Source organism: Mesorhizobium sp. P2_F8 (assembly GCF_056403655.1).
Map to the genome: position 1 here is coordinate 147276 of NZ_JBFUFB010000004.1, position 11851 is coordinate 159126.

Annotated in this window: 10 protein-coding genes; 5 read left to right on the forward strand and 5 right to left on the reverse strand. The window is 63.3% G+C overall.

The window, feature by feature from the left end:
• Nucleotides 1–73: 73 nt before the first annotated feature.
• Nucleotides 74–526 carry a hypothetical protein gene (locus AC1DZP_RS11490; protein ID WP_477302395.1) on the reverse strand — a complete coding sequence of 151 codons (453 nt, stop codon included), beginning with the start codon at nt 524–526 and terminating at the stop codon, nt 74–76.
• 156 nt (nt 527–682) lie between these two features.
• On the opposite strand from AC1DZP_RS11490, the gene AC1DZP_RS11495 reads away from it, so the two are divergent.
• The 4 genes from AC1DZP_RS11495 (at nt 683) to AC1DZP_RS11510 (ending at nt 6283) form a co-directional block, all read left to right on the forward strand.
• Nucleotides 683–2062, forward strand: coding sequence for an aspartate aminotransferase family protein (locus AC1DZP_RS11495; RefSeq protein WP_477302397.1), 1380 nt, complete (start codon nt 683–685; stop codon nt 2060–2062).
• Nucleotides 2063–2108: 46 nt separating this feature from the next.
• Complete coding sequence (locus AC1DZP_RS11500) at nt 2109–3494, forward strand: glutamine synthetase family protein (RefSeq protein WP_477302399.1); 1386 nt, start codon at nt 2109–2111, stop codon at nt 3492–3494.
• Between the two features lie 87 nt (nt 3495–3581).
• A complete protein-coding gene (locus AC1DZP_RS11505) occupies nt 3582–4817 on the forward strand; it encodes a putative DNA modification/repair radical SAM protein (RefSeq protein ID WP_477302401.1) in 1236 nt (411 codons plus the stop codon).
• A 2-nt stretch (nt 4818–4819) separates the two neighbouring features.
• Nucleotides 4820–6283 (forward strand): UdgX family uracil-DNA binding protein, encoded by a 1464-nt coding sequence (locus tag AC1DZP_RS11510; protein ID WP_477302935.1) that lies wholly within the window; start codon nt 4820–4822, stop codon nt 6281–6283.
• Between the two features lie 9 nt (nt 6284–6292).
• Here AC1DZP_RS11510 and AC1DZP_RS11515 read toward each other — a convergent pair whose 3' ends face one another.
• The 4 genes from AC1DZP_RS11515 to AC1DZP_RS11530 all read right to left on the reverse strand — a co-directional run bounded on the left by AC1DZP_RS11515 (nt 6293) and on the right by AC1DZP_RS11530 (nt 10665).
• Complete coding sequence (locus tag AC1DZP_RS11515; RefSeq protein ID WP_477302403.1) at nt 6293–7552, reverse strand: glycerate kinase type-2 family protein; 1260 nt, start codon at nt 7550–7552, stop codon at nt 6293–6295.
• Complete coding sequence (locus AC1DZP_RS11520; protein WP_477302405.1) at nt 7549–8052, reverse strand: heme-degrading domain-containing protein; 504 nt, start codon at nt 8050–8052, stop codon at nt 7549–7551. Before AC1DZP_RS11520 ends, AC1DZP_RS11515 begins: the two co-directional genes overlap by 4 nt.
• Before the next feature lie 80 nt (nt 8053–8132).
• A complete protein-coding gene (gene guaD, locus AC1DZP_RS11525; protein WP_477302407.1) occupies nt 8133–9446 on the reverse strand; it encodes a guanine deaminase in 1314 nt (437 codons plus the stop codon).
• 1 nt (nt 9447) lies between these two features.
• On the reverse strand, nt 9448–10665 hold the full coding sequence (locus tag AC1DZP_RS11530) for a urate hydroxylase PuuD (RefSeq protein WP_477302409.1): 1218 nt from the start codon (nt 10663–10665) through the stop codon (nt 9448–9450).
• 136 nt (nt 10666–10801) lie between these two features.
• Here AC1DZP_RS11530 and AC1DZP_RS11535 point away from each other — a divergent pair, with 136 nt between their 5' ends.
• On the forward strand, nt 10802–11722 hold the full coding sequence (locus tag AC1DZP_RS11535; RefSeq protein ID WP_095083019.1) for a LysR family transcriptional regulator: 921 nt from the start codon (nt 10802–10804) through the stop codon (nt 11720–11722).
• Nucleotides 11723–11851 lie beyond the last annotated feature (129 nt).

Below are 11851 nucleotides of genomic sequence, written 5' to 3' on the forward strand. Positions count from 1 at the left end.
CTCCGCTCCGGTTCTCGAAAGCCATCATTTTCGGCTCGGCCTGACCTGAATCTCAACACACCCTGGTCTGGGATCACTCGGCGCCGCAGGAAACCTTGCCGGTCAGATCGGTGGTGTTGCCATCGCCGTCCTTGTCGGCGGTGCTGTCATAGACGGCAAGCGTGTACTGCCCGTCATAGACACCTTCATCGCTGGCCTTGGTCAGGATCGTCAGTTCGACGGAGCTGAAGGTCTGGGCCACCTCGTGCTCATGATAGATGTTCAGCCGCAGATCCTTGTCGTCGAGCCAGTACTGGGTGAGGTTGGCATCCTCGAACACGGTCTTGCGCAGATGGTCGTCAGCGGACCTTGCCTTGATTTCGAGGTCGCCGCGAAAGTTGAAAGTCGGGCCGCCCATGCCTCTGGTGACACCGGCGCCGACCTCGAATGCCACCGCCGCATCGTCGACGTTGCACCAGATGCCACCTGAGGCGCAGGCCATACTGGCCGACAAAAGCAGCCCCGTCGCGCAAATGATCGTCCGCATTTTTCCCCCCCGCACCCACAATTGCCCCTCATTGGCGCTGGTTTCGCCAGCAGCGTCAAGCGTTGCCACCAGCGGCTGAGCCAATGCAGGACAGACGCGCGGCCAATTGCGGTCGCGGACATGGATTGGCTATGAGAGACGACCAGAGGGGTTTTCATGCATAGCGGCAGTTCAAGGACGTCCATCGGCGGCATCGATCGCGATCGCATTGCCGATCTGCGCGAGACCGAGGCGGCAGCCTTCCGCAAGGCGCGGCCGCAATCACAGGCGAAGGTCGGTAATGGCCTGCCGGGCTTCTTCGGCGGCGTGCCGATGCACTGGATGAACGACTGGCCGACGCCGTTTCCGATCCTGGTCGACAGAGCCAGGGGCGCCACCATAACCGATATCGACGGTATCAGGCTCGACGATTTCTGTCTGGGCGACACCGGCTCGATGTTCGGCCATTCGCCGCCGCCGGTGGCGCGCGCCATCCGCCGCCAGGCCGGACGTGGCCTGACCTATATGCTGCCCTCCGAAGACGCACTCGCCATCGGCCCGCTGCTGCAGCAGCATTTCGGCCTGCCGTTCTGGCAGATCGCGACGACGGCGACCGATGCCAACCGCTTTGCGTTGCGGGTCGCCCGCGCCGTTACCGGGCGCGAAAAGATCCTGGTCTTCAATGGCTGCTATCACGGCTCGGTCGACGAGACGATGGTGCGGCTGGTGGATGGTGTTCCGGTCAACCGGCCGGGACTGGCGGGCGAATTCCGCGACCTGACCCGCACGGCGAAGGTGATCGAGTTCAACGATGTCGCCGCACTGGAGGCCGCGCATGGGGACAAGGATGTCGCCTGCGTCATCGCCGAGCCGGTGCTGACCAATTCCTGCATGGTGCTGGCCGATCCGGGCTTCCATGACGCGTTGCGCAGGCTGACGCGCGAAGCCGGTACGCTGCTGCTGATCGACGAGACGCACACCATCTCGACCGGCCTAGGCGGTTACACCAGGAAATACGGGCTGGACCCGGACTTCTTCGTGCTGGGCAAGCCGATCGCCGGCGGTGTGCCGGCCAGTGTGTGGGGCATGAGCGACGGTGTCGCCTCGCGCTATGCAGCCTACAACAGGGAGAAGGAGCCGGGTTATTCCGGCATGGGCACGACGCTCTCGGCCAATCCGCTGCAGTTTGCGGCGATGCGCGCCACGCTCGAAGAGGTGATGACCGAAGACAATTATGCCCGCATGGACGATCTGGCGCGGCGGCTCGACGCCGGGCTGACCGGCGTCATCGACCGGTATCGCTTGCCCTGGCATGTTGCCCGCGTCGGCGCCCGCGTCGAGTTCATCTGTGCGCCCGGCCCGCTGCGGAATGGCGCCGAGGCCGAGACGGCGCATGCGCCGGAACTGGAAGCCGCCATCCATGTCGCGCTGGTCAATCGCGGCGTGCTGATCGCGCCCTTCCACAACATGATGCTGATCTCGCCGGCGACCACCGGTGCCCAGATCAACCGGCTGATCACCGCCTTCGGCGCGGTTGCGGCGAAGCTTGCGGCATGAGACAAGCGGCTAACACATGGGCGCGCCAAGCAAAGCCGGACAGATCATGACCTCACCTTCGGGCTCGACGCCCACCGAGGCGCAAGCCTTCCTCGACGCCCATCCCGAGATCGAGGCCTTCGATATCGTGCTGACCGACGCCAATGGCGTCGGCCGCGGCAAGATCGTGCGCCGGCATGAGCTGAAAAGCATCTTCGAGGGCGGCCGGCACATGCCGATCTCGATCCTCGGCCTCGATATCACCGGCGAGGATGTGCACGAAACCGGGCTGATCTGGACAACCGGTGACGGCGACCTCAGGGCCTGGCCTATCCCCGGCACGCTGGTGCCGCTCTACGGCACGAACCCGCCACGCGGCCAGTTGCTGATGGAGATGTATCACCTCGACGGCCAGCCGATGTCGTCGGATCCGCGCCTGGCGCTGGCACGGCAAGTGGAGATCCTGGCCGCCAAGGGTCTTCATCCCGCCGGCGCCTTCGAGCTGGAATTCTTTCTCCTGTCCAACGAGCGCGATGCCGACGGCAAGGTGCAGCCGGCGCGCGCCGTGCTCGACGGCCGCGTCTCGGGCAAGACAGAAGTCTATTCCGTCGATCACCTGCACGGCATGGAGCCGCTGTTCTCCGACATCTATGCGGCTGCCAAGGCACAAGGCATTCCGGCCGAGACGGTGATTTCCGAATATGCGCCTGGCCAGTACGAATTGACGCTGAATTACCGCAAGGACGTGATGCGGGCGGCAGACGACCTGGTCATGCTGAAGCGGCTGGTGCGGGCACAGGCGCGCCGACACGGCGTCACCGCCTGCTTCATGGCCAAGCCGATCGAAAAATATGCCGGCTCGGGCATGCATTTCCACGTCTCGCTGCAGGACAGAGCGGGCCGAAACGTCTTTGCCGAAGCCGGCGGCGAGAGCTGGTCGCTGCCGCTGCTGCGCGGCCTCGGCGGCCTGATTCAGACGATGGCCGAGTCGATGCTGGTGTTTGCGCCGCATGCGAATTCCTGGCGGCGCTTTGTGTCGCAATCCTATGCGCCGGTGGCGCCGACCTGGGGCGTCAACAACCGCTCGGTGGCGCTACGCGTGCCGGCCGGCGACGCGAAGAACCGGCGCATCGAGCACCGGCCGTCGGGCGTCGACGCCAACCCCTACCTGATCGCCGCTACCGTGCTGGCCGGCATCATCAAAGGTCTCGACGAAGGTCTCGATCCCGGCCCGGAAACCACCGGCAACGGCTACGAGGCAGCGGTGACGCGCACGACGATGCCGGTCGACTGGCGCGCAGCGATCGAGGCCGCCAGGGCATCCAGCTTCCTCAAGGGCGCGCTCGGCGAAGACCTGCACCGCACCTTCGTGGCGATCAAGCAGTCCGAGTATCTGCGCGTGGCGCGCACGGTGAGCGAACTGGATTATCACCTCTACCTGCACGAGGTCTGAGAGACTTGCGATCAGGTGGCGATCACTTTTTCGCCGCCTCCATCAAATGAGGTGGCGCGTTCTCTCTGAAGAACATATCATGAACAAATGAGCGCACTTACCGTCCGCGAAAAGCTAGCGATCCTGTCCGATGCCGCCAAGTACGACGCCTCCTGCGCCTCATCCGGCGCGGCGAAAAAGGATTCACTGAAATCCGGCGGGATCGGCTCCACCGAAGGCATGGGCATCTGCCATTCCTATGCGCCGGATGGGCGCTGCATTTCACTGCTGAAAATCCTGCTGACCAATTTCTGCATCTACGATTGTAGCTACTGCATCAACCGCTCGTCGTCGAATGTGCGGCGCGCCCGTTTCACCGTTGACGAGGTGGTGAAGCTGACCATGGATTTCTACCGGCGCAACTACATCGAGGGCCTTTTCCTGTCCTCAGGCGTCATCCACTCGCCCGACGAGACGATGGGCGAGATGGTCGAGGTGGCGCGAAGGCTGCGGCTGGAAGAGAAGTTCTCCGGCTATATCCATTTGAAGACCATTCCGGAAAGTTCACCGGAACTGGTCGAGAAAGCAGGCCTCTACGCCGACCGGTTGTCGATCAATGTCGAACTGCCCACCGACGAAGGGGTGAAGAGACTGGCGCCGGAAAAGAAGCCGGAAACGATCCGGCTTTCCATGGCCAGGCTGCGCCAGAAGATGGAGGAAAAGGCCGAGCCGACGCTGAGGACCAAAAAGCGCGAACGCTTCGCGCCGGGTGGGCAGTCGACGCAGATGATCGTCGGCGCCGACAGCACCACCGATGACGGCATCCTTCATACCAGCGCGCGGCTCTATGGCAGTTACCATCTGCGGCGCGTCTATTATTCCGCGTTCAGCCCGATCCCGGATTCGTCGTCGTCCCTGCCCTTGCAGAAACCGCCGCTGATGCGCGAACACCGGCTTTACCAGGCCGACTGGCTGATGCGGTTTTACGGATTTTCGCAGCCGGAGATCCTGGCCGGCAGCAGCGACGGCATGCTCGACCTCGCCATCGATCCGAAACTGGCGTGGGCGCTGCGCAACCGGGGACGGTTCCCCGTGGATATCAACCGCGCTGATCGAGAGGCATTGTTGCGCGTGCCCGGTCTCGGCACCAAGGTGATCGCCAAAATCCTGGAGACCCGACGTCACCGGCGGCTGCGGCTGGAAGATATCGGCCGTCTCTGCCAGTCGATCGCCAAGCTCAGGCCATTCATCGTCGCCGAAGGCTGGTCGCCGGGCGCGCTCACCGACAAAGCCGGTTTGCGCGGCAAGATCGTGCGTTCCTGCGGACAACTGTCCCTGTTTTGACGATGCGGCCGGCACAGCTCGATCTTGCCAGATATACGGTGCGGCTCGACGCGGAGACCGACTTTTCCGGCTGGCGCGACGCGGCACGCCGGCTGGCCCTGAATGAAGTCGGGCCCGATGACATCAGCTGGCATGTCGAGCCGGGCTCCAATCAAACCGATTTGCCGGACGTGCCTGCGGGCGTGCAACTGGTGGTGCCGCGCGACTTCGTCGAGCATGCCGAAATCGCCTTCTGCCATTCAGACCCCGGCCGGTTCGCTTTTCTCTACCGGTTGCTCTGGCGGCTGCGCACAGAGCCGAAGCTGCTGGCGATTGCATCGGATCCAGACATCAGGCGTCTCGAAACCATGGAGAAAGCGGTGCGGCGCGACATCCACAAGATGCGCGCCTTCGTACGCTTCCGGAAGATCGGCGACGGTGACGAGGAGCGCTATGTCGCCTGGTTCGAGCCGGATCATTTCATCGTCGAGCGCAACGCGGCTTTCTTCGTCAGGCGCTTCACCGGCATGCGCTGGACCATTTTGACGCCGCATGCCTCCGCCGACTGGGATGGCGACAGGCTGGCGATCGGGCCTGGCGCCGTCAAGGGCGATGCGCCGGCGCAGGACGATACCGAAGCCCTGTGGCGAACCTATTTCGAGAACATCTTCAACCCGGCGCGGCTGAAGGTGAAAGCCATGCAGAAGGAGATGCCGAAGAAATACTGGCGGAACCTTCCCGAGGCCTCGCTCATTCCAGAACTGATCTCGGGAGCGGACAAGGCCGCCAAGGACATGATTGCCAGAATGCCGACAACGCCCGCACCGCATCACGCCAGGGTGCAGGCAAAGCATTGGCCAAAGCGTGAGCCTGCCGAGGTGCCGAAAGGTGACGATGCCAGCAGCATTGCCGAGTTACGCGAGGCCGCGAAAGGCTGCCGCCGCTGCCCGCTTTGGCGCGACGCCACGCAGACAGTGTTCGGCGAAGGGCCTGACGGCGCCAAGGTGATCTTCGTCGGCGAACAGCCCGGCGACCAGGAGGATCTGGCCGGCAAACCTTTCGTTGGTCCGGCCGGCAAGGTATTCGACGCGATCCTCGACGACGCGGGGGTTGACCGCCAGAAGGTCTACGTCACCAATGCAGTCAAGCACTTCAAGTTCGAGCCGCGCGGCAAGCGACGCATCCATTCCAAACCGAATGCCGGCGAGGTTCAGGCCTGCCGCTGGTGGATCGACAAGGAGTTCGAGCTGATCAAGCCGAATCTGGCCGTGGCACTCGGCGCAACGGCGGCCTTGTCGCTGCTGGGCAAGGCGATCCCGGTGACAAAAATGCGCGGCCAGGTGATCGAACGCGAGGACGGCTTGCGTGTCTTCATCACCACCCACCCCTCCTTTATCCTGCGCATCCAAGAGCCAGCGGACAAGGCAGCGGAGCGTGAACGGTTTCTCAGAGATATGAAAGAGGTGAAGCGGCTTATGGCCGCCTGAACCGGTTGCCTACCGGATCAAGATCGCCCTCAAATCGTTGACGTTCGTGCCGGTCGGGCCAGGCACAAACAGATCGCCAACCGCATTGAACGCCGTCCAGGCATTGTTGCCGGCCAGCATCGCCTTGGCGTCGACGCCCGCCGCCCTCATGCGCGACACGGTCGAACTATCGGCGAAAGCGCCGGCATTGTCTTCCGAACCGTCGATGCCGTCGGTGTCGGCGGCGAGCGCGTGGATGCCGTCCACGCCGTTGATGCCGATGGCGAAGGCGAGCAGGAATTCCGAATTGCGGCCGCCCTTGCCCTTTGCGCGCAAGGTCACGGTCGTCTCGCCGCCGGACAGGATCAGCACTGGCTTTGCGAATGGCCGGTTGCGCGTCGCCACTTCGCGCGCGATGGCCGCATGGACGCCGCCGACCTCACGTGCCTCGCCTTCGATGGCATCGGAAAGGATGACGGCTTCGATGCCTTGCCGTTTCGCCTCAGCCGCCGCTGCTTCGAGCGAGACGCCGGCCGAGGCAATCAGATGCACCTCGTTGCGTGAAAAGCAGGGATCATTGGGGTTTGGTGCATCGGCGGCAGGCGTGCTGATATGCGCCATCACCGCTGCCGGCAGTTTCATCCCATAGGCTGCAATCGACGCCATCGCGTCTTGACGGCTGCCGGTATCCGGCACGGTCGGACCGGAGGCAACCAGGGCAGGATTGTCGCCGGGAATGTCGGAAACGACCAGGGACACCACCTTGGCCGGCCAGGCGGCGGCCGCCAACCGTCCACCCTTGATGGTGGAAAGATGTTTGCGGATGGTGTTCATCGCCGCGATCGGCGCACCCGACGCGAGCAGCGCCTCATTGACCGCAATCTCGTCGGCCAGCGTCAGGCTGCCGGCCGGCGATGGCAGGAGCGCCGAACCCCCGCCGGAAATCAGCGCCACGACCAGATCGTCCGCTGTCAGCCCTTGGACCTTGGCGAGTAGGCGTTGCGAGGCTTCCAGGCCCGCGGCGTCCGGCACCGGATGCGCCGCCTCGATGATCTCGATGCGCTCGCATGTCGCGCCATAACCGTAGCGGGTGACGACCAGCCCCTCGATCGGCCCGTCCCAGACTTTCTCAAAGGCCGCCGCCATCTGCGCCGAGCCTTTTCCCGCGCCAATGACGATGGTGCGGCCCTTGGGCTTCGCCGGCAAATGATCCCGGATGGTTCGCTCCGGATCGGCGGCGGCGACGGCGGCGTTGAAGATGGAGGTGAGGAAGGTCTTCGGGTCGCTCATTGTTCTTCCGGGGACAGTGCCAGACCGCGCTTGTCGATGCCCAAATGATCGCAAAGCGCCTCGACGACGACGCCGTGATCCTGGCGCTCCGGCAGGCCGGAAACGGCGATCACGCCGATGACGCCGGCGCCCTTGACCGTGACCGGGAAACCACCTCCGGCCAGCACATAATCAGCAATATCCAGGCCTTCGCCGATCTTGAAGGTGCGATCGGGGCGCTGTTGTTCCAGCACCATGCGGTAGGTGCTTTTCAGGAACCGCTTGACCACATTGATCTTGCGCCGCGCCCAGTCGGGATTGGAGGCGTTCGAACCTGGCATCGCGGCATAGAACAGTGGGCGGTCGAAAGTCCTGATGTCGACAATAACAGGCAGGTTCTCGGCCAAGGCTCGATCACGGATGGCCGAGCCGATCTTGAAGGCCACGGCCTCATCGAAGGCGGGAAAGACAAGAACGTCTTCCTGTCTCTTGATCAGAGCGATGTCTTCGGCAACGGCCATGTCGTTCCCCTGTCAACTTCGCCGCACGCTTTGACCGATGGCTGCCGCCGGGTCAAGCAAGGAAACACATCGGAGGGTGCCTAAATCGCCATGTCGGATTTGGCAGCCCGCCCGGCCACATAGACCTCGCGCACGGCGCGATCGTCGCCCAGCGTCTGCAAGAGAAACAATTCCTGTGCCAGCGTCTCGACCGTTTCCATCCTGAGCCGCATCGCCGGGGTAGCCCTGGCATCGAGCACGACGATGTCGGCGTCGCTGCCTTCATCCAGCGTGCCGATCTTTTCCGCCACCGATAGCGCTTCGGCATTGCCGCGCGTCATCTGCCAGAAGGACTGGAAGGGATTGAGCTTCTCGCCGTTCAGCGCGATCACCTTGTAGCCTTCGTCCATGGTGCGCAGCATGGAATAGTTGGTGCCGCCGCCGACATCGGTGGCGGCGGCGATCCGGATCGGTTTGTCGCGGCGGCGAAGGCGCTGGTAGCCGAACAGGCCGGAGCCGAGGAACAGGTTCGAGGTCGGACAGAACACCGCCACGGAACCGCTGTCCGACAGCGCATCCGCCTCACGGTCCGACAGATGGATGCAATGGCCGAACAGGCTCTTTGTCCCCAACAGCCCGTAACGCTCGTAGACGTCGGTGTAGTCGCGCGACCACGGATAGAGTTCCTGGGTGAAGGCGATTTCGGCGTGGTTTTCCGACAGATGCGTCTGCATGTGCAGGTCGGGGTACTCCAGGCACAGCGCGCCGGCCATCTCCATCTGTTCCGGTGACGAGGTGATGGCGAAGCGCGGTGTGATCGCATAGTGCTGGCGGCCCTTGCCGTGCCATTGCGCGATCAGGGCCTTGCTGTCGTCGTAGCCGGATTGCGGCGTGTCGAGCACGCCGTCGGGTGCATTGCGGTCCATCATCACCTTGCCGGCGATATTGAGCATGTTGCGGTCATGCGATTCGGCAAAGAAGGCCTCGGCCGATGCCTTGTGCACCGAGCAGTAGGCGGCCACCGTCGTGGTGCCGTGGCGCACCATCTCGTCGAGGAACAGCCGTGCGACGCGGCGGCCATGCTGCGCATTGGCGAATTTCGTCTCTTCCGGGAAGGTATAGGTGTTCAACCAGTCGAGCAGTTCGGCGCCATAGGAGGCGATGATCTGCATCTGCGGGAAATGCACATGCGCGTCGATGAAGCCCGGCAGCAGCAGATGCGGCCGATGGTCGATCTTTTTCGCTGCGTCGCCTCCCTGCTTAGCAATTTCAGCGTAGGCGCCGGCGGCGACGATTCGGCCGTCGCGGATCAGCAGGCCGCCATCCTCCTCGTAGCGCCAGGCGGAATGGTCATCGATGGTTTGCGGCCAGCGCACGAAGGACAGCGTGCGGCCGCGCAGAAGTATCGAGGTCATGCTATTTCCCTGCGCCTTCGAACCAGGCCACCAGCAGCGCCCGTTCCTTGTCGGTAATCTGCGAGACGTTGGCCGGCGGCATGGCGTGGCTGCGGCCGGCCTGCAGATAGATCTCGCGGGCATGGTTGGCGATGTCGGCGTCGGTGTCGAGCACCACCCCCTTTGGCGCGTGGTAGATGCCCTCATAGACCGGCTCCGCCGCGTGGCACATCGAGCAGCGGCCGAGCACCGTATCGCGCACGGCCGGGAAATGCGCTGATGCGACATAGATCTGCGCGGCGGCCGATTCTTTCGGCTCGCCGGTCAGCACCTTCGGCGCGGTCGACAGCCAGATGATGATGATGAACAGGACAACGGCTCCCAGCCAGGTCCAGGTCGGGTTGCCCTTGCGCGCATGGACGCTGTTGAAATAGTGCCGGATCAGCACCCCGATGATGAACACCAGCGAGGCGATCACCCAGTTGAACTGCGTGCCGAACGCCAGCGGATAGTGGTTCGACAGCATCAGGAACAGCACAGGCAGCGTCAGGTAGTTGTTGTGCAGGGAGCGCTGCTTGGCGATCTTGCCGTACTTCGGGTCGGGTTTGCGGCCGGCGATCAGGTCGGCAACGACGATCTTCTGGTTGGGGATGATGACCATGAAGACGTTGGCCGACATGATCGTCGCGGTGATGGCGCCCAGATGCAGGAAGGCGGCACGGCCGGTGAACAGATGGGTGAGGCCCCAGGCGATGAACACCAGCACGCAGTAGAGCACCAGCATCAGGCCGGTGTCGCTTTTTCCCAGCGGCGAACGGCACAAAAGGTCATAGACCACCCAGCCGACGCCGATCGTCGCCAGCGACAGCAAGATGCCGACCGGCACCGACATTGGCAACACATTGGGATCGATCAGGAACAGATCGGCTCCGGCATAATAGACGACGCACAGCATCGCAAAACCGGACAGCCAGGTGGCGTAGGATTCCCATTTGAACCAGGTCAGGTGCTCAGGCATCTCGGCCGGCGCCACCAGATATTTCTGGATGTGGTAAAAGCCGCCGCCATGCACCTGCCATTCCTCGCCGAAGGCGCCGACAGGCATGCCAGGGCGCTGCCGCAGGCCGAGATCGAGCGCCACGAAGTAGAAAGACGAACCGATCCAGGCGATGCCGGTGATGACATGCAGCCAACGCACGGCGAAGCTCAGCCAGTCCCAGAAAATCGCGAAATCCATCATTGAAGTCGTCCCTGCCGATGACGCGACTTTACGGTGTCGCGCGCAAACGGAAAGAGGCGAGGTGCGCGATGACTTTCAAAAAAAAATGGAAAATACTAGGTTGTTGAACGCAGCTGGATGAGAGCCACGAAACCGCATGGCCTATCTCGACAACATCGCCGTCTTCGTTCGCGTCGTCGAGCTCGGCAATCTGTCGGCGGCAGGCCGCGACATGCGCATTTCGCCGGCGGTCGCCTCCAACCGCATCAAGGAGCTGGAGAAGCATCTGGGCGTGCGGCTCTTCAACCGCACGACACGGCAATTGATGCCGACCGAGCATGGCACGGTTTTCTATTCGGGCGCCAAGCAGGTGCTGGAGGCTATCACCGAAGCGGAAGCTGCGGTCTCGGCGCTGTCCGGACAACCGCGCGGCACCATCCGCGTGACGGCGCCGCTCGGCCTCGGCCGCCGGCTGGTGGCCTCGGGCATCCCCGACTTCCACGACAAATATCCCGACATCGAGGTGCGGCTGAGGCTCTCGGACCACAATGTCGATATCATGAAGGAAGGCATCGACGTCGCCTTCCGGCTCGGCATCATCGAGGATTCCAGCCTCAGGATGCGGGGCATCATGGAATGCGAACGCGTGCTTGTGGCAGCGCCGAAATATCTGGAAGCGCGCGGCGAACCCGTTGAGCCACAGGAACTGATCGGCAAGAAGCACGACTGCCTGATGCTGCGCTATTCCGGCGCGCGCGAATATGTGTGGACGTTGCAGACCCCCACCGGCCAGCAGAAATTCGAGGTGCACGGGCCCTACGACACCGACGATGGCGACGTGCTGACCGGCTGGGCGCTGTCCGGCCGCGGCATCATTAACAAGCCGCGCTTCGAGGTCGAGCCGTTCATCCGCGACCGGCGGCTTAAGGTGATCCTGAGCAACACGCCGCCGACGCCGGTGCAGTTCGCCGCCGTCTATCCGCACAAGAAGCTGCAGGACCCCAAGGTGCGGCTGCTGCTCGACTTCATGGCCGAGCGCTGCCAACGGCTGATCAAAGATCTTCTCGCTGGCAAGTAAGGGTTGGCTGGCAAGCAAGGCTGGTTCGAAAGTGATGGCTGGCCGGCAAGTGACCGGCAGTTGGCCCAGCGCCGGCGGTTGCCATCGCTGGACGTGACGAACATAGTTCCGATGGTATTTCGCCTTTCA